The sequence below is a fragment of the Desulfospira joergensenii DSM 10085 genome (assembly GCF_000420085.1).
In the GTDB taxonomy this organism is placed as follows: Bacteria; Desulfobacterota; Desulfobacteria; order Desulfobacterales; family Desulfobacteraceae; genus Desulfospira; species Desulfospira joergensenii.
Genome location: NZ_ATUG01000001.1, coordinates 1,977,696 through 1,996,161 on the forward strand (window position 1 = coordinate 1,977,696; position 18,466 = coordinate 1,996,161).

13 protein-coding genes are annotated in these 18,466 nt (G+C 53.5%); 2 read left to right on the plus strand and 11 right to left on the minus strand.

What is annotated here, in order from left to right:
- Positions 1–303: 303 nt before the first annotated feature.
- The 5 genes from F608_RS0110100 to F608_RS0110120 all read right to left on the minus strand — a co-directional run bounded on the left by F608_RS0110100 (position 304) and on the right by F608_RS0110120 (position 6,782).
- Positions 304–1,440: a hypothetical protein gene (locus F608_RS0110100; RefSeq protein ID WP_022665516.1), complete on the minus strand. Its 1,137-nt coding sequence runs from the start codon at positions 1,438–1,440 to the stop codon at positions 304–306.
- A 16-nt stretch (positions 1,441–1,456) separates the two neighbouring features.
- Positions 1,457–2,494, minus strand: coding sequence for a GNAT family N-acetyltransferase (locus tag F608_RS34610; protein WP_022665517.1), 1,038 nt, complete (start codon positions 2,492–2,494; stop codon positions 1,457–1,459).
- A 194-nt stretch (positions 2,495–2,688) separates the two neighbouring features.
- Positions 2,689–3,927 (minus strand): MFS transporter, encoded by a 1,239-nt coding sequence (locus F608_RS0110110; protein ID WP_022665518.1) that lies wholly within the window; start codon positions 3,925–3,927, stop codon positions 2,689–2,691.
- A gap of 108 nt (positions 3,928–4,035) precedes the next feature.
- Positions 4,036–5,898 (minus strand): ATP-dependent helicase, encoded by a 1,863-nt coding sequence (locus F608_RS0110115; RefSeq protein ID WP_027362636.1) that lies wholly within the window; start codon positions 5,896–5,898, stop codon positions 4,036–4,038.
- Between the two features lie 50 nt (positions 5,899–5,948).
- Entirely contained in the window at positions 5,949–6,782 is an 834-nt protein-coding gene (locus F608_RS0110120) for an undecaprenyl-diphosphate phosphatase (RefSeq protein WP_022665520.1), read from the minus strand.
- 212 nt (positions 6,783–6,994) lie between these two features.
- Here F608_RS0110120 and F608_RS0110125 point away from each other — a divergent pair, with 212 nt between their 5' ends.
- Positions 6,995–9,061, plus strand: coding sequence for a hybrid sensor histidine kinase/response regulator (locus tag F608_RS0110125; protein ID WP_022665521.1), 2,067 nt, complete (start codon positions 6,995–6,997; stop codon positions 9,059–9,061).
- Positions 9,062–9,253: 192 nt separating this feature from the next.
- A complete protein-coding gene (locus tag F608_RS0110130; RefSeq protein WP_022665522.1) occupies positions 9,254–10,450 on the plus strand; it encodes an OmpA family protein in 1,197 nt (398 codons plus the stop codon).
- Positions 10,451–10,706: 256 nt separating this feature from the next.
- On the opposite strand, the gene F608_RS0110135 is transcribed toward F608_RS0110130, so the two are convergent.
- The 6 genes from F608_RS0110135 to rsmA all read right to left on the minus strand — a co-directional run bounded on the left by F608_RS0110135 (position 10,707) and on the right by rsmA (position 18,310).
- A complete protein-coding gene (locus F608_RS0110135; RefSeq protein ID WP_022665523.1) occupies positions 10,707–11,117 on the minus strand; it encodes a TraR/DksA family transcriptional regulator in 411 nt (136 codons plus the stop codon).
- Positions 11,118–11,300: 183 nt separating this feature from the next.
- Complete coding sequence (locus tag F608_RS0110140) at positions 11,301–13,235, minus strand: molybdopterin biosynthesis protein (RefSeq protein ID WP_022665524.1); 1,935 nt, start codon at positions 13,233–13,235, stop codon at positions 11,301–11,303.
- 11 nt (positions 13,236–13,246) lie between these two features.
- Complete coding sequence (locus tag F608_RS0110145; RefSeq protein WP_022665525.1) at positions 13,247–14,473, minus strand: molybdopterin molybdotransferase MoeA; 1,227 nt, start codon at positions 14,471–14,473, stop codon at positions 13,247–13,249.
- Positions 14,470–15,696: an LL-diaminopimelate aminotransferase gene (locus F608_RS0110150; RefSeq protein WP_022665526.1), complete on the minus strand. Its 1,227-nt coding sequence runs from the start codon at positions 15,694–15,696 to the stop codon at positions 14,470–14,472. The genes F608_RS0110145 and F608_RS0110150 overlap by 4 nt, the downstream gene beginning before the upstream one ends.
- Positions 15,697–16,055: 359 nt before the next feature.
- On the minus strand, positions 16,056–17,453 hold the full coding sequence (locus tag F608_RS31395; RefSeq protein ID WP_022665527.1) for an HD-GYP domain-containing protein: 1,398 nt from the start codon (positions 17,451–17,453) through the stop codon (positions 16,056–16,058).
- Positions 17,450–18,310, minus strand: a complete 861-nt coding sequence (rsmA, locus tag F608_RS0110160) for a 16S rRNA (adenine(1518)-N(6)/adenine(1519)-N(6))-dimethyltransferase RsmA (RefSeq protein ID WP_022665528.1) — start codon at positions 18,308–18,310, stop codon at positions 17,450–17,452. The genes F608_RS31395 and rsmA overlap by 4 nt, the downstream gene beginning before the upstream one ends.
- Positions 18,311–18,466: the final 156 nt, after the last annotated feature.

An 18,466-nucleotide genomic window follows, 5' to 3' on the forward strand; every position in this document is an offset into this window, starting at 1 on the left:
CTCCCTTGTCAAAACGAAAATACTGATATGTTTTTCAATACGTATCAATATTCTGAATACATCGGTTCTCAAAACTATGTTCCTTTGTTTTAACCTTATATTTGGACTGAGCCCGGACTCAGGGAGGAGTAGAGGTTTTCGCGGATTGGATTTCTTCGGACGGCAGGACGCCGCTGGAGAAGGGATTCCTCCTCGGAGAAAATCATGGATGATTTTCGAGAATGAGCGCAAAATCTTTGCTCCTGACGGCATGAATCGGAATCTTATTTTAAGAACCGCTAGAGATCCCAACAATCCAACCGCTCAGGCCGTTTTCTCGAGACGGATCACCACTTTTCCCGATTCGGGCAGACCCAGTTTCAAAAACCTGTTCTCTGCCGGCCGGGAAGGCTCTTTTTCGACCGCTCCAAAGATCTTCATCACCCCGGGCCCTGGTTTTTTGACCGCAAAAAAAATCTCGTCTCCCAGGGCAGACTTTGGCACCCTTTGGATCCAGTCCATGTGGATGATATAATCCCTTCCCTCCTGCCGAATCCCGGACTGGGTCGCGTTCAGGTACTGGGTCAGGCAGGAAGCAATGTCCCGGACCAGTACCCGCCCCTTTTCCCGGGCTCCGGTCCGGATGAACTCGGCCCAGGCATGGATCCCATCCAGGTTTTTTGCCGGATCTTCGTTGAGGAGATTGGCCCAGTGCAGGGGGAGGATGGGATGGTCAAATCCGAATTCCGGCCGGGGGGATGTCCGGTTCCACGGGACAGCCGATGCCCCCCGCTCCAGAAGAACGACATTGTTTTCCCATGCCGCCCCCGGGAACTGGGGCCGGGCATGGCATCTTGCCCGCTCAAATACCAGGAAGACATATTGGATCCCGTAAGAAGCGGCGATTTTCTGGAATCTTTCGTCTCCGAAACTATGGTTCAGGGCCGGGGGGATAAAGAGTCTTACCCCTGTGTCCAGGCCGGTTTGTTCCATGAGTCTGAAGAAATATTCCAGATGTTTATCCACTTCATCGGGAGGCCGCATCTTCCCGGATGGGGTATGAAACTCGCTTCTGTCCATTTTCCCCTTGATCCAGAATTCATGGCCGATGCCGTGGAGGGCAGGCTCAAGAAAAGATTTAGCCTCTTTAATAATCCAGGCGGCCTTTTCCTTTTCCGCCCTGTTTTGGGAAAACCCTTGCCATTGATCCCCCATCCAGGTGGCAGAGGGCAGGCTCTTCAACAGACCGGTTTTGTCCCACTCACACAGGACAAAGCCTGCGGGGATCTTCATGTCCAGGGCCTTGCCCAGGGCGGCCAGGGCCTGGTAATCTTCCGGGACATGGGACCTTTTCATACCGGTGCGAAAGGGCTGATTTACGGAAGACCCGTCCTGCCCCGACCACCAGCCCACATCGTCAACGCTGACCAGAACCGGCATGGGAATTTGAATCTCGATCATATTTCCTTTTCGACCTTCACAGGGAGATATACTTCCGGACCACAGGGCCGGCCAGATTGGCCCCCCACAGGGGAAGGGTTTTCCAGGGGGAGATGGAAAGGGTCTCCCTGATGGATTTCTCTCTGCCCAAGGTCCATGTATACCAGGAAAGGGGAGTTTCCTCAGGGCCCCACTGCTCTTTGAACCGGTGGGTGGAGGCCCCCCTGGAAGAACGGCCCATGTCAAACACGTCCAGCCCCAGGTTGCAGGCAAACCGGATCATCTGCCAATAGAGCACCATATTGGCATTCAAATGCCTGAACTCCCGGACAGAGGAGGCCCAGGGATTGGCAATGCGGTTTTTGAACCGGAACATAAAGGATGCGGCCACGGGCATGCCTTTGAAATAGACCACACAGATAAAGGCCTGGCCCGGAAAACAGGCCAATACGCCTTTAAAAAACTTTTTTGAATGAACCGGAGAGCCCAGGTCCCTCATATTCCGGCTCAATACCCGGTAAAAGGGATTCAGGAGGCGATGTTTTCCGATATCCCAGGTCAAACCGTTCTTCAGACCTTTTCGAACCTGGCTCCGGAGTTTGGACCGGAACAGGGCCTCCATTTTCTGCGGGCCCGGCCCCAGCCGGATGCTGAGGCCGATTTTCCCGCGAAAGATCTCCGGCCGCCGGCCGTCCATTGCCAGAGCCGAAGCATCAAATCCCCGGTCCTGCCTCAGGGAGAGGCGTCCCTCTCCTTTTCCGGCCAGAATGGCCCCGGCCTTTTCCAGAAGGAATCTTCCCGCCTCTTCATCCCGGGCCAGAATCCCGGCCTGGTCAAAAAAAGGGATGGAGATCCATTCCGGGCGGCAAAAGGGGCGTTTGAACCGGAAAAGGGGAAGGACCGCCCGGATCTTTTCCGATCCCCTGTCTTCCGCCGCGGCCAGGTAGAGGGGTTTATGGCCGTAAGCGGCTTCAATCACCCGGCGCCATCCGAAAAGATGGCCGTAAGCCGCTCCCGGATCTTCCCTGACAAACCGGTCCCATTCCCGGGAATGGGTATGGATCTTTACCCGCATGGATTGCTGATGCCTTTATCCCGCTGCCGTGAATTTAAAATTTCGTCAATTTCGACCGTCAATTTTGAATAAATCGCAGGGTCCAAGATACATGAAAAATGCGGAACAGGCAAAAAAAATCAATTCACCAGGGCCTGTCCGGATTTATGAATCAAAAAGATCCCTGCCTCTGCCCCGGCGCCCCGGGCAAAGGCTCATGGTTTCCGGATCAGGATCAGAAAACAAAGGGTTCCCAGGGCCATGCACAGGGTGCCGCAGGGAAAGGCAAGCTCAAGCCTGAAAAAGTCCATGGCAAGCCCGGCAAGAATGGAGCCGGTGAACATTCCCAGACTGTGGGCCATGGTCATGACGGACATGACCGATCCCATGGCTTTGACCTCGTCTCCCTTGATCACGGCAAGGGCGGTAATGGCCGGCATGGAAATCCCCCCCCCTGCCCCGAACAGGGAAACCGCTCCGAGAAGATCGACAAAAGAGTTTGAAAAAAAGACCAGAAGCATTCCCAGGGCAGACAACACCCCCCCGGAGATGATCATGAAATTCTTATGGCTCCGGTCGGCCACATAGCCCATGGGCAGCTGGAGAACACCGGATACAAAAACCCCGAGCATGACCAGCAGGCCGATTTGGGATCCGGAAAGATGAAAGGCCTTGTCGGCGAACAGGGGAAGAAAGCACCAGATGATCCCGATACAGGCTGTATAGGCATATCTGAAGACAAAAAGGGCCCCAAGGGCCCGGTCCCTGGCGAGCACGGGCCAGGGAAGGGGATCCTGCCGCCTCAGGCTCAGATTCTCCTCAGACAGGGGGGGCAGAAAAATAAAGCAGAAGGCCAGTCCGGCACCCGAGAGCAGCCCCATGCAGGCAAAGGCGGCGTCCATGGACCAGACATCACGGATCACCCCTCCCATGAGGGGGCCCAGGCTCAGGCTCAAAAACATGGAGAGATTGAAGAGTCCCATGGAATAGCCTTCGGAGCCTTCAGGGGTAATCTCTCCCACATAGGCCTGGACCACGGGCATGACCATGGCGGATCCGGCCCCCTGGACAAACCGGATCAGGATCAGTTCTTCCACGGTGGAGGAAAATAAAAAGGCAATGGATACCAAAACATAGGCAAAAAGTCCTGCCAGGATAAAGGGTTTTCTTCCCTTCTGGTCGGAGAGCCGGCCGAAAAAAGGCAGGAAAAAGGTCCTTGAAATGGAAAAAGAGCCGAAAATCATGGCCACGTAAATGCCGGCAGCCCCCAGATCGTGGGCATAGATGGGCAGCAGGGGGACCACAATTCCCACACCGGTCACCGTGGAAAAGATACTGAAAAACAGGGTCAGAAATATGGTCTTGTGGTCCGAGGGAATGATCTTAAGACCGTTCCGCAGAATTTTTCCTGAAAGCTGGGAAATCGGCTCTTTAATGGCATAAAACAGGTCCATGAACCCCCTTAGTAAACTCCTGGTGTTTCCAAATTACCTGTAACCTCTGTAATCAGCCGGACCTCCCCTTTCCCGGATTTTGGCTTTGGACTTTTGCCTTTAAGGCTTCTATCTCAGATACTCTTCAATCTGATCGACAAACCGGCTCCTGACGGCAAACTCCCCTTTCCTGTAATTGGCATGGGTCAGGTAGAGAAAGCGTTCGGCCCGGGTCATGGCCACGTACATGAGGCGCCGCTCCTCGAACAGGGCCTGGTCCCCGTCGTCAATGGACCGCCAATGGGGAAAGAGCCGTTCCTCGCATCCGGCGATAAATACCGTGTCAAACTCCAGGCCCTTGGCTGAATGAATGGTTAAAAGCCCCACCCCTCCGGAGTCATCCTCTTCCTTGTCATCTTTGTCCTCACGGATCAGGGCCGCCTCTTCAAGGTACTCCATGAGGTTGTCCTTGGGCCGGGCCGTGTGGACAAGCTGCTCGAGATTCTCTTTTTTGGAAATAAATTCCGCCCGGGTCTTTGCCTTTTTCTCCAGAAATTCATAGTAGCCGGTCCGGTCCAGGACGGTCTCAATGGCCATGGCCGGAGCCATGTCGTGGATGGCATCCAGAATCTCCAGGACCTCAATAAGATTTTCATGGATCTTGGGGGTCAGCACCCTGTCCCGGACCATGCCCCGGGCACTTTCCTGGAGTCCCATGCCCGGCTGACGGGCCTCTGCGATTTTCTTGACCATGGCCGGCCCAATGCCCCGTTTGGGGGTATTCACGATCCGTTCAAAGGAAAGATCATCCTGGGGAAAACAGGCCGCACTTAAATAGGAGTTGATGTCCAGGATCTCCATGCGTTCGAAAAAGCCCTGGGCCCCCATGAGCTGGTAGGGAATCCGGTACTGCCTGAAGATCTTTTCAAAGGGCAGGGAACAGAACTTTGTCCGGTAGACCACGGCCATCTTGTCATAGGGAATGCCCTGGCCCTGGCGGTGGAGGGCCATGATCCTCCTGGCCGTCCATTCGGCCTCATGGGCGTCGGATAAGAAATCGTAGACCTCCACCACCCCTCCCTTTTTCTGGGAAAAACAGCGCTTGTCCATCTTGTCCGGGTTGTGGTCGATCATGTCGTTGGCGGCCTGGACAATTTCATCGGCAGACCGGTAATTCTCCTCCAGCCGGAACACCTTTGAATCTTTGTACTTTTCAGGAAAGCTTAAAAAATGGGTCACATTGCTTCCCCGGAATCCGTATACGGCCTGCCAGTCATCTCCCACGCAGAAAAGATTCCTGTGGGCTCCCAGCAGCAGATTGGTCAGATCTTCCTGGAGGTTGTTGGTATCCTGGTATTCGTCCACCAGGATATAGGAAAAATAGTTCTGATATTTTTTCCGGATATCTCTATGGTCCCGGAGAAGATCCCTTGTTTTTAAAAGGATATTATCAAAATCCACGCAGTTCATTTCCCGGAGACGGTCTTCATACTGGACAAAAAACTCCTCGATCCTGAAACCCATGATCCTGGGCTTGCGGTCAAAGTACTTTTCCGGGTTCCCGGAGTTCTTGGCCCGGGAAATCGCAGTCAGAATTCTTCCGGCGTATTTTTTATCCACGTTGTTCTTCACGCAGAGTTCCTTGACCAGCTTGTCCTGCTGATAGACCGTAAACACCTGGACAGGCGGGGTATACCCGAGAAGCTCACAATGCTTTTTCAATATCATGAGGCAGGCGGAATGATAGGTGCGGACCCATTGAAAACTGCCGTAGGAAAGTCCTGTCATTTCAATGAGCCTGGATTTCATCTCATCGGCGGCCTTGTTGGTGAAGGTTATGGCCAGTATCCTTTTTGGATCATGGCCCAGGTTAATGAGATGGGAGAATTTTGCCGTAAGGGTCCGGGTCTTTCCCGAACCGGCTCCGGCAACGACGAGTGCCGGGGAGCCGGTGTGATCGACTGCGTCCTTCTGGGGTGGGGATAATTGCATATAAATCAAACATGGCCCCGGGCCGAACCCGGGGTCTGAATCTGTCTCCTCTAAATCAGGTTCGCTGCCAGGGCCAGGGTCCCGGCCAGCCAGCAGTAAGGGGCAAACAGATGAAATTTGCCCCTGTGAACCAGTTTCAATAATAGGGTCAGGGCTCCAAGGCCGGTTAAAAAGGATGCGATGGTCCCGCAGACGGTGACGGGATCGATGCTCAATCCGGTGGTGTTCAGGGTCTCTTTTATACTTAGAATCTGGGCCCCTAAAATGGCCGGAATGGACAGGAGAAAAGAAAATTTGGCTGCCATGGACCGGTCAAAGCCGGCAAACATGCCCGCGGCAATGGTGCTCCCGGAACGGGATATCCCCGGAATCACGGCCAGCCCCTGGATGATCCCGATGAAAAGGGCCCGTTTGGCGTCAAATCTGGAGTCATGGGCTCCGGGGTCATGATAAAAATGTCTGGACACCCAGAGAACGGTCCCGGTCAGGATAAGCATGAAGCCTACGATGAGGGAGGATGTAAAAAGGATATGTTCGACTTTTTTCAGGGCAAGGCCGATCAGGGCTGTGGGCACGGACCCGATGATGATGAGCCAGGCCATTTTGAGGTTGGGATCTTCCTTTAACAGATGAAAAGCGGGTTGTCTGCGCAAAAGCCTGACTGTAAAACCTGCCATAGAACGGACCATGGTCCGTATATCCGAAAAATAAACCACCAGAACGGCGGCAAGGGTGCCCATGTGGACGCTGATATCAAAGGAAAGCATGGATTCCTTGATCCCCAGATAAAGCTGGCCCAGGACCAGGTGGCCTGAACTGCTCACCGGCAGGAATTCAGTAAGTCCCTGTAAAATGCCGAGTATGATTCCCTGGTATATTTCCATTCATTCTTTCCTGCCCTTTTATAATCCATGGGAAAGGACCTGTCTTTCCTTCCCCCTAACTCCAGCGACCAGCCCCTCGTATATAATTTGTGCCTGCAAAATGCAATAAGTAAAAAAAGACTTGAACTGAATCCGGTGAGGGGATATTAAAATCATGAATTCATAATGAGCCGTTAAAGAGTTCCACGGAAACAATAACCGGGAAAATCGCCATGGATCCTAAAGCCGTCCAGCTTACCCAGCTCTTTCACATGCTGGGAACGGACTGCAAAAAGAATATTGACAAAATTACGGAACAGGCGTGCTCTCTCCTTGGAACCTGTTTTTCCTTTTGCCTGAGGGTGGACAATGATTCCTTTAAAGTCTCGGTTCTTGCCGGCCGGAATCTTCCCGAAGGTTTTGAGGAAGGCCTGAAGCATTGCAGCAGTTTCTTCGGGAAAAATGATATAGAGGCTGTTGATCCTGTCTATCTCATTCCCGATATGACCCGGGCCAGAATCATCGGGGCGGACACCCTTGTTGAAAACTTCGGACTCAGGGCATGGCTGGCCGTGCCCCTTCCCGGTACCGTCACCGATCTTTTGTGTACGGCAGACACCCAACCCCGGGAGTTCTCCCGGGATGATATCGAGATACTCAAATCCCTTGCCGCTGCCCTGGCCAGGGAAACCCGCCAGCTTGAGGCCGGCCGGGCAGCCCCGCCGGATCCGGGGCAGAGGCTTGATTCCGGCATCAAAGGCCCTGTGGGTCCGGCTGAAAAATACAGGGTTTTGATTGAAAACATCAACGACTGCATCTATCTCATCCAGGACGGATTCATCAAATTCGCCAATCCCAAAACCGCTGACCTGTCCGGGTATCCCATGGAAGAACTCTTGAAGATCCCTTTTATGGATATCGTTCACCCGGGTGACAGCCGGAAAGTAATGGAAAAACATAAGCAGAGGCTGAAGGGGGAGGACTTTGGGTCCACATACTCCTTCAGGGCATTGAACCGGCAGGGAAAGACCATCTGGGTCCAGGTCAACTCCGTGAGGGTGATCTGGGAAGGCCAGCCCGCCATACTCGGCTGCCTCAGGGATATTTCCCGGGTAAAGGAACTGGAGGAGAAACTCAACCGGGCGGAAAAAATGGAACTCATCGGCATCATGGCCGGCGGGGTTGCCCATGACCTGAACAATATTCTTTCCGGACTGGTATCCTACCCTGAAGTTCTCCTCCTCCAGATCGACAAAAACAGCCCCCTGAGGGAGCCCATCATGTTTATGCATGATGCCGGTAAAAAAGCAGCCGAGATCGTACAGGATCTTTTAACCCTGACCCGGCGGAGGGTGGTCAATGAGAATATCATCAACCTGAACAACGTGGTCCATGAATACTTTAACAGCCCGGCCCACCGGCAGCTTGAACTCCACTATTCGGGAGTGACCTTCAGCTCCGATTCAGAGCCTGAACTCATGAATATCAAAGGGTCTGAAACCCATATTTCAAAAGTGATCATGAACCTTGTCATGAATGCAGCCGAAGCTGTCGAACCGGGGGGACAGGTGAGTATCCAGACCTGTAACCGGTATGTGGACATGCCCATCTCCGGGTACGATGAGATCAATGAAGGGGAGTACGCCGTTCTGCGGGTAAGTGACGACGGCCAGGGAATATCAAAGCCGGATCTGGAAAAGATATTTGAGCCTTTTTATACAAAAAAACAGATGGGGAGAAGCGGTTCGGGGCTTGGACTCTCCGTGGTCTGGAACACGGTAAAAGACCATGAAGGGTATATAGAAGTCAGAAGCCGAAAAAACCGGGGTACGATTTTTGAACTTTTTTTCCCGGCCACCCGGAATATCTCCAATGCGGTTCCCCAGGACATGGCCATCGAAGACTTCAGGGGAAACAAGGAAAAGATCCTGGTGGTTGACGACATCAAAGAGCAGCGTAGAATTGCCAAAGGCTGCCTTGAGATGCTGGGATACACCCCGTTTTCAGCAGGCAGCGGAGAAGAGGCCCTGGAATTTTTAAAAGACAACCCCGTGGACCTGCTGATCCTTGATATGAAAATGGATCCGGGCATTGACGGATTTGAGACCTATAAGAAAACCCTAGAGATCAATCCCCTTCAAAGGGCCATCATCGCCAGCGGCTATTCGGAAAATCCGAGAATTCGCAAGACCCTGAAACTCGGAGCCGGACAATACATAAAAAAACCCTTTACCATCCGGAATCTGGCCGTGGCGATCAAAAAAGAACTCCACTGCGACAAAAGCCCAAAAAAAACATAACGACCTGTTTTAACGATCTATTTTCCGATCCAAAGCCCTGCATCTTCCGGCAAAAAACATCCATGAAATGGAAAAGAACGGTTGATTTCATCTTTATTCTCCTGTAAAAGTAGAGGGTATTTACCACGTTCATTCCAGGTATACGTTCTTTTTTTTACATACCAATAATCTTAAACCGAAGAGGTGAAAAAAATGAAAAAGAAATTTTTAGTTCAAAGCCTTATGTCTGTTCTTACCCTGTTTTTTCTTTTTGGCTGCGCAACAAAAATGCCTGCTGATCTGTCCTCCTTTTCCGCGAAACAATTTGATCCAAACATGTATACCTCCAAGGTGGATAATTTCCTGATCATCCTGGATGCATCCAGCTCTGTGGACCAATTAAAAATGAATGGAGAACCCACCAACTTTGTCATTGCCAAGGCCATTGCCGAACGGATGAACATGACCATACCGGAACTGGGCCAGACCGCCGGGTTGAGAACCTTTGGCCATCATCCATCCATAACCAAGGATCCGACCAAACTCTTCTACGGAATGGTTCCCTATTCCACGGCAGACCTGGATAAAAGCCTGGCAAAGGTGACAAAACCGGGTGGAACAAGTCCCCTGGGCCTGGCCTTTGACGCTGCGGCAATGGATTTTGAAAACCTAGGCGGAGTCCATAATGCCGTGATCGTTATTGCCGACGGCCTGCAAATGCCCCGTGCAATCGCAAGCGCCCAGAACCTGAAGGACAAGTACGGATCATCCATCTGCATCTACCCCATCCAGGTGGGAGATTCCGCTGAAGGGGAAGCCCTGCTCCAGGAAATCGCCCGCATCGGTGACTGTGGATTTTTCTCCAAAGCCAAAGATCTCATGAGCGGCGAAGGCATGGCCTCATTTGTTGAAAAAGTATTTCTCAACGCCAAGGCCAAGAAAATGGAAGCGGCCCCTGCTGCTCCGGCTCCCGCGCCTAAGGTCCCCGGAAAAAAGGACAGTGATCAGGACGGTGTAATCGACGACGAAGACCAGTGTCCGCAAACCCCCATGGGAGCCAAGGTCAATGCCCAGGGCTGCTGGATCCTTGACAATGTGCTCTTTGATTTTAACAAGGCCGTGATCAAACCCCAGGCCTATTCCCTGCTGGATGAAGTGGTGAAAATCCTGGAAAAGAACCCGGCCATGAGTGTCGAACTCCAGGGGCATACCGACAATGTGGGGAGCCAAGAGTATAATATGGATCTTTCCATGAGACGATCAAACGCCGTGGCCAAGTACCTTGTGGACAAGGGAATCCTCAGAAACCGTCTGGCCACCACCGGCTTTGGTTTCAAGCGGCCCGTGGCCCTGAACGGAACCGAATTCGGACGGTCTTTGAACAGAAGGGTGGAGATCCATCCCTATTAATATTTGAACAAAACCCCACCCGTCTGCGGCCTTGCTAGGAAAGTTTGAGGTCTTCATGCACAATAGTAGACTTCCGGCCTCAAACTTTCTCGGGCCTTGTATATGGGCAGGTTTTCATCCGAGTTTAAAAACAGGGAAACTGGGCAGGTCTCTGTTTCCCATGGGCTTTATAAGAACAAAAAAAGGACAGCTTTGACAGCTGTCCTTTTCTTTTTCCCAATGTCCGGGATCAGATTCTTCTGTTTCAGGTTCAGGCTCAGGAAGGGCGGAGGATCTCCTGGCCGGATTCCAGCAGTTCCATGGCTTTGATGGACATGGTGGCAAAGGGCATGGCCTCCAGGCGGCGCAGCCCGATTTCACTGCCGGTCAGTTCGCAATAGCCGAAATTTCCCGTATCGATCCGGTCAAGGGCTTTTTCAATCTGCTTGACCTGTTCAATATACCGGTCAAAGGCCATGACTTCCGATTCAAGGTTCATCATGGAATTGCTTCGATCCAGGATATCCGCATCAACGGATTTCAGGGATTTCATTTTATTCAGGGTGGATTCAATCTTGTCGGTCAGTTCAATTTTCCGGACGGCCAGTTTGTCCCTGAAATAAGCGACCTGCCTTTCATTCATGTAGGGTTCGTCCTGGGACGGGGTATACATTGTTTTTACTGCCATGGGTTTCCTCCCTCCAATTCTTTTTCTCTTCTTGCTTTTGTTTTGAACTTATCCTCTTTCGTTCTTTTGAATTGAATTGACGAAACCTTTTATACTCTGCTCCCGTTACCTCGGGATTAAAAATAAATTAGAAAAATATTAAAACAAAGAGGTTGGAATTCAGACCTTCCGGTTTTCCCCTTATCAGGAAGAGGAATATATGACCTTTCCGGTTTTTTCCACTCCGTAGCCGCCAAGGGAGGAGACCCGGTTCTTGAAGTCGGCGGATCGGATGGTTTCCAGGACAGCCCGGATCTTGGCGGATTCAAAGAACCGCTCCGGAATCACCAGGTCGTACTCCTCCGTAACCACGGGGATAAAATCAAGATCCAGGGCTTTTGCCGCAGCCATGATGCCCAGGCCCGCATCGGCCCGGCCGGACAGGACGGCCACGGACACGGACATGTGGGTGTACTCATCATTCTCATATCCCGTGATATCGTCGGGATCGATCCCCAGGGTCGCAAGCTTGTAATCCAGAAGGATCCGGGTTCCGGAACCTGGCTGGCGGTTGATGAACCGCAACCCCTTGTCTTTGAGATCTTCAATGGACTCCACCCGGTTCGGGTTTCCCTTTGGCAGGATCAGGCCCTGCTCCCTCATGACCAGGTTGACCATTCTCACCTTTTCATCGGGCAGATGCTTCTCGATATAGGAGATATTATAACTGCCGTCCGCAGGATCCAGGAGGTGGGCTCCGGCCATGTGACAGGCCCTGTTTCTTATGGCCATGAGCCCCCCCATACTCCCCACGTGACTGGACGAGATGCTGACCCCGGCGTCTGTCCGCCGGATCTGATCGGCCAGAAGATCCAGGGTGTTGTCATGGGACCCGATGATGACCACGGTATTCTCAATGGCCGATACCGGCCGGAGAAGCTGGGCCGTGACCCTTTCCCTTTCATTGATGCCCTCAAGGTTTTTCGGGATCCGGATAATGCCGTCGGCCTCGGTAATGGTGGTGATGCTCCCCGATCCCCTGGGAAGCTGGGAGGAGATCAGATTCCCGTCCACGGAACCGATTTTCACCCGCAAAAACTCTTCCTGGCCCAGTTTGGATGCGATTTTTCTTGCCGGAGCCACCTCTGCCGTACGGATCTCCATGGGCGGCAGTCCCTGCATATTCAGAAGAAGGGGGCCGGCAAACTGCTCAAAGGCCACGATGGCGGACACGGGATATCCGGGGATGCCGAATACGGGGATCTGGTTGATCCGGCCGAACAGCACCGGTTTTCCGGGCATCATGGTCACCCCGTGGACAAAGACCTCGCCCAGGGATGCAATCACGGGCCTGGCAAAATCCTCGGATCCGGCCGAAGATCCCCCGATGATGCAGACCATGTCGAATTCGCCGGCGGCAGCCTCTTTAACTGCCTTTTGAATGAAGGAAAGATCGTCCCGGAGCATGGAGTGACAGGTAAATTCGGCCCCGTGATCCCGGGCCAGCCCCCCCAGGACCGCTGAATTGGATTCCACCACATCCCCGGGTTTAAGCGGGACCGATTGGACCTCCTGCCAGGTTTTAAGCTCGGAGCCCGTGGGGATGATGAGGACCCTCGGTTTTTTATAGACCTGAATCCTGAATATCCCGCCGGAGAGCAGGGCTCCCAGGGAATAGGAATTGATCTGATGGCCCCGGGGAAACAGAAGCTGGGTGGCCACAATATCCTCTCCCATTTTCCTGACGTTCTGCCAGGGAAAAACAGGGGCTTCGATTTCCACCTGAAGCTCGCCAATGATGTTGAGGTGTTCGATCATGATCACCCCGTTGGTGCCCGGGGGCATGGGATGACCGGTATTGACCCAGAAGGCGTTTTCTCCCGGGATAAGGATTTTGGGGGCTTCTTCGCTGGCTCCGAAGGTCAGGGCCGCGTCCACGGCAATCCCGTCCATGGCCGCAGCATGGAAATTGGGGGATGAAATGGCGGCAACAGCAGGCTTTGCCAGCACCCTGCCCCGGGCCTGGGCCGAATCAATGGTTTCGATCCCGGTCTTTATCAGACCGAATTCCCGGAACAGGATTTCCCTTGCCTCTTCAATGCTTTTCATATCCAGGTATACGTTTCGTTTTGAACTCATCCATCCATCCTTTACAAGAGAATAATATCCACCATCCTGTCCTTTTCCATGCCCTCTACATGCTCCCCGATTTCAAGGAGTCCGTCCGCATGGACCATGGTCCGGATCAGACCGGACTTTCCCAGCACCGGACGGGCCAGAAGTTCGTCTCCCCTGTCCTCCAGCATGATCCGGGCAAACTCCCTCCGTCCCTGGGCCGAGGCCAGGTTCCGGGCCAGCCTGGCCTTTACCCTTACCAGGCCGTCTGTCCCGGCAGCCCCCATGAGCCGCCGCAGAAAGGGAAGGACCACGATCTTCAGGACCACCATGGCCGAGGTCACCTGACCCGGCAGTCCCCATACCGGCTTATTGCCGCTGTGGGCAAGAATGGTGGGTTTTCCGGGACTGATGGACATGCCGTGAACCCGGATCCGGGTATCCGGAAGATTGGAAAGGACCTCCACGGTATAATCCCGGGTGCCCACGGAACTTCCCCCGGAGATCAGGACCATGTCGGTCTCTGCCAGGGCTTTTTCGCAGGCAAGCCGCAGGTCTGAAGGATCATCCCGGACAATCCCGTACCTTACCGGCAGGCCGTGGGCCTCTTCCACAAAACCGGCCAGAGTATAGGAGTTGATGTCCCTGATTCTGCCCGGTCCGGGCTCTTCTTCAATGGGAATGATCTCGTCGCCGGTGGAGATGATCCCCACCTTTGGCGTCTTAAATACCTCAAGGCTTGAAAATCCCAGTCCGGCGGCGAGTCCGGCTTCCTGGGGACGGATCCGGGTTCCCCGGGGAATGGCCACCTGGTCCTTTGGAAAGTCTTCCGACCGGTCGATCACATGCTGGAGCGGGGCCACGCTCTTGTAGATCTCAACGGATGTCTCGTCCACGGTCTGGGAATGCTCCACCATGACCACGCTGTCGGCCCCCCTGGGCAGCATGCCCCCTGTGGAGATCCGGGCGGCCTCCCCGGGCTTTAAGGCAAATCCGGGCTCATCCCCCATTAAGATGGTGCCCGTAATCTTGAGCCAGGCCGGGCTGGATTCCGTCGCCCCGAAGGTGGAGGAGGCCTTTACCGCATACCCGTCCATGGTGGCCCGTCTGAACCCGGGCATATCCCGGGGCGCCCTGAGATCCTCTGCAAGCACCCGTGAACAGGATCGGGCCACATCAACCCTCTCGGTTCCCAGGCAGGGGAAATCTTCTCTCAGGGCCAGTACTTCTTCAAGGGATTTAACCTTGAAAAAATGATTCATCTCAAGGCCTCTTTCACCCTTTCCATGGCTGTGGTGACGTTCTCAAGGCTGTTAAAGGCGGAGATCCGGATATAGGGGTTTCCGCATTTTCCAAATCCCCCCCCGGGGGTGCAGACCACGGAGGCCTTATTGAGGAGCAGGTCAAAAAAGTCCCAGGAGTCCCTGCCCTGTCCGTCCACCCAGATATAGGGAGAATTCTCCCCGCCCACGGTGTCAAATCCCAGAGTATTCATGGTCCTGCGGACAATATCCGCATTCTCCATATATGCGTCGATGAGTTTTTTGACCTCGGCCTGGCCCTCCTTTGAGTAAACCGCCTCGGCCGCCTTCTGGACCGGATAGGAAACCCCGTTGAACTTGGTGGACTGGCGCCGGTTCCACATGGCGTGAAGGGATATCTTTTCCCCTGAGCCTGAAAAGATCATGCACTCTTTGGGCACCACGGTAAATCCGCACCGGGTTCCTGTAAATCCGGCGGTTTTAGAAAAGCTGCGGAACTCCACGGCCACTTCCCGGGCCCCTTTGATTTCATAGATGCTCCTGGGCAGGGACTCATCCCGGATAAAAGACTCATAGGCCGCGTCAAAAAGGATCAGGGCCTTATTCTCCCGGGCGTACTCCACCCATTTTTCCAGTTCCGCTTTGGTGGCCGTGGACCCGGTGGGATTATTGGGGAAGCAAAGATAGATCAGGTCAACCTCTTGTTCGGGCAGCTCCGGAAGAAATCCGTTTTCCTTTAGGCAGTCCATGTAGACCACAGACTCGTACCGGCCGTCCTTGAACTCCCCGGTCCGGCCGGCCATGACATTGGTGTCCAGGTAGACCGGATAAACCGGATCGGGAATGGCGATCCGGATGTCATCGGCAAACAGCTCCTGGAAGTTGCCGCTGTCGCATTTTGCCCCGTCGCTGACAAAGATTTCGTCGGCGGACACCTCGGCGCCCCTGGCCTGGAAATCATGGGCCGCGATTTTTTCCCTTAAAAAGGCATATCCCTGCTCAGGTCCGTATCCCCTGAAGGTGGCGTCCCGGGCCATCTCATCCACCCCGGTCTGAAATCCCCGGATCACGGCCTTGGGAAGGGCATGGGTTACATCCCCGATCCCCAGGCGGATGACCGGGCGATCGGGATGATTGTTCTGAAATGCCTCCACCCTTTTGGCAATATCAGAAAAAAGGTATGAGGCCTTCAGCTTATTGTAATTTTCATTGGCTCGAATCATCTATTTTCCTCTTCTGCTTATTTATTTAATTGTGGTTTAAACTTATATTAATATCATGAATAAAGAGAAGGATTCAATAGCCCGGACCAGATTCGCGGGCAATCGTATCTAAATGCCCTATCGGTACAAAGGCCGCCGGGGCTTCAGCAAAGACATAAGAGGGATTTTGTACGGGCTCCTGACGGCTTGGAGCGACAAAAGGGTGGACGGTTTGAGTGAAACGAGCTGCCACCCTTTCGTGGAAAGACGGTTAGAGCCCGTAAAAATCCTTCCCTCTGCGGAGCGGAAGCCCCTGTGGCCGGACTTGGGTATTTAACTGCGATTCCCCTGCCAGATTCGTTTCGGTCCTATCCAAACCGTCAGGCCGTGGCGATTGTTTTCAGATAAGAGGGCAGAAGGGAATAGACGTCCACGGGCCTTTTCACCCCCCGGGTGGTGTCCGGGACCGCTTCGGAATCCCTTCCCGGGCCGGCCAGTCTGACAGGATCCGCTTTTTGCTTCAGGGTATTGCCCTGCCTGTCGGTAAAGGGCAGGACCAGGGGGCCTTTCCCCCCGAGGACATAGGCCATCTGACCGGTTTTCAGATAGAGGATGCTGCCCGGGGGATAGATTCCCATGGTCTTGACAAAGGCCTTGAGGATATACTGGATCATGGTATCCTTTTGCCTGTACTTCCGGACCATCTCCGTGACGGCCCAGGCCTGGTCCAGGGCATGGGTATAGGGGGTACGGGATGTCATGGCATCGTAGATATCGGTCAGCTTGGCAATCTTTACATAGAGGGGAATATCAGAGACGTCCTTATCCAGGGGATAGGCATTGGGTTCGTCCGGGTAAAGGGGGCCGTGGTGGTAGGCCACGATATTTTTCACCATGGAATGGTGGATCCGGTTCTTTTCAAGAAGTTTCACACCATGGTCAAAGGAGTGGCGCCGGACAATATCGAATTCATCCCGGGTCAGCCTGCCCGGCTTATCCAGCAGTTTTTTTGGAACCAGGCTCTTTCCCAGGTCGTAGAGAAACATTCCCAGGGAAATGGCATTGAGATCCTCTTGAAAATAACAGGTAAAGCAAGGAGCGGCCCGGGAGGCGGCATCGGTCCCGGTCAGGGCCCGGTCAACGGTTTGGGAAAAATCACGGTTGAACCGGCGGACCACCAGGGTTCCCAGGACACAGGTGTTGACCGCATGGGTGTAAAAGTACTCTTCATGGAAGAAGATCTCCCGGTTCAGGCCGGAAAGGGGGTGGCCGGTCCGGTCCAGAAAATCGTTCAAATCCCCTACACAGGATTCAATTTTTTGGACATCAAACTCGCCCCGGCTCAGCCGGATCTGCTCAACGGCTTTTTTAATGCAGGTCCTGGACCGGACATAGAGTTTTTCCGCCTGTTTTTTTATCTCGTTGATCCGGGACACCTGTTTTTCAATATCCCCTTCACCCCCGGGAAGATCCCCGCCGCCCTCTTTTCCCGGGAACGGTTCCCCATTGCCTGCCTCAAGATCGATAAATCCGCCGGGACTGACCTTGATCAGACGCCCGTTTCCGTCCCAGAGTCCCCCCTTCTTGGCGTAGTTCACGGGCAGGGATTTGAGGCCCCGGGATTTGAGTTCCTCCAGGGCAGACACCCGGTCCACCAGGGTGGCCTTTGAAAGCAGGAGCCTGCCCTGGGGATTGTAGACATCCACCCCGGTTTTTACTTTTCCTCCGGTTTTGAGAATCTCAATGAGATTCTCCATGGAAATCATGACATCGATCATGGCTGGGGTTCCTGAATTTCCTCCATTTCATGGACTGCCCTGGCAAGGCAGACAAACTCCTCCACGGACAGGGTCTCGGCCCGTCTTTCAGGAACAATGGCCGCCCGGTCCAGGGCCTGTCTGACCCGGGCCTTGTCCAGGCCGAGTTCCTTTGTCACAAGGGAATTTTTCAAAGATTTTCTCCGCTTGGAAAATGCGGCTTTGATCACATCGAACAGGAGGTCTTCCATGGCGTCATCCAGACCGGTCTCTTCCTTAAACTCAAATTCAAGAACCGTGGAATCCACGTCGGGCCGGGGGAAAAACGCGGCCGGTTTGACATGGGTGACGGAACAGACCCGGGCCGCGTACTGGACAACGGCCGAGAGTCTGGAGTACTCCTTTCCCCCGGGGCCGGCCTTGATCCTTGCGGCCAGTTCTTTTTGAAACATCAGAAATGCCCGGTCCACCCGTCGTCTCTCCTTGACCAGCCTGAAGAGGATCTGGGAAGAGATATTATAGGGAAGGTTCCCGATAACCATCAGTTTTTTGTCCCCGGCGATTTCCCTGAAATCGGTTTTAAGGATATCCTGGTTTAAAATTTTAACATGGTACCCCCCCTGATTCTCAAGCTCTTCCGTCAACAGGGGCACCAGGCGCCTGTCCTTTTCCACCACTGTCACATGATCGGATTTTCCGGCGATATGTACCGTAAGGGCGCCCAGGCCCGGGCCGATTTCCAGGACCCGGGTATCCCGGGCAATCCCGGTCCGGTCTACGATCATCTTTGCTATGCCCGGATCCGAAAGAAAGTTCTGCCCCATTTCCTTTCCGGCATAGAGTTTTTCCCGTTTGAGCAATACTCCCGGATGTGTCATCTTATCTGCCTGATTTGCCTGTGATTTATGATTAAGACCCGCCTGTGTCCCCTCTGGGGAATTTACTTTCTTTCCCCGGCAAAATTACTACTTGACTTTCATCTGTTTCAGAAGTAATTTCTTAATCATAATACTTCAAACATAAGCAGTATTCAA

Excerpts from the sequence above, each read along its gene's own strand:
- F608_RS0110125 (WP_022665521.1), top strand. The coding sequence starts at position 6,995 with ATGGATCCTAAAGCCGTCCAGCTTACCCAGCTCTTTCACATGCTGGGA.
- F608_RS0110130 (WP_022665522.1), top strand. The coding sequence starts at position 9,254 with ATGAAAAAGAAATTTTTAGTTCAAAGCCTTATGTCTGTTCTTACCCTG.
- F608_RS0110120 (WP_022665520.1), bottom strand. The coding sequence starts at position 6,782 with ATGGAAATATACCAGGGAATCATACTCGGCATTTTACAGGGACTTACT.
- F608_RS0110135 (WP_022665523.1), bottom strand. The coding sequence starts at position 11,117 with ATGGCAGTAAAAACAATGTATACCCCGTCCCAGGACGAACCCTACATG.
- F608_RS0110115 (WP_027362636.1), bottom strand. The coding sequence starts at position 5,898 with ATGCAATTATCCCCACCCCAGAAGGACGCAGTCGATCACACCGGCTCC.
- F608_RS31395 (WP_022665527.1), bottom strand. The coding sequence starts at position 17,453 with ATGATCGATGTCATGATTTCCATGGAGAATCTCATTGAGATTCTCAAA.
- F608_RS0110145 (WP_022665525.1), bottom strand. The coding sequence starts at position 14,473 with ATGAATCATTTTTTCAAGGTTAAATCCCTTGAAGAAGTACTGGCCCTG.
- F608_RS0110100 (WP_022665516.1), bottom strand. The coding sequence starts at position 1,440 with ATGATCGAGATTCAAATTCCCATGCCGGTTCTGGTCAGCGTTGACGAT.
- F608_RS0110150 (WP_022665526.1), bottom strand. The coding sequence starts at position 15,696 with ATGATTCGAGCCAATGAAAATTACAATAAGCTGAAGGCCTCATACCTT.
- F608_RS34610 (WP_022665517.1), bottom strand. The coding sequence starts at position 2,494 with ATGCGGGTAAAGATCCATACCCATTCCCGGGAATGGGACCGGTTTGTC.
- F608_RS0110110 (WP_022665518.1), bottom strand. The coding sequence starts at position 3,927 with ATGGACCTGTTTTATGCCATTAAAGAGCCGATTTCCCAGCTTTCAGGA.
- F608_RS0110140 (WP_022665524.1), bottom strand. The coding sequence starts at position 13,235 with ATGAGTTCAAAACGAAACGTATACCTGGATATGAAAAGCATTGAAGAG.
- rsmA (WP_022665528.1), bottom strand. The coding sequence starts at position 18,310 with ATGACACATCCGGGAGTATTGCTCAAACGGGAAAAACTCTATGCCGGA.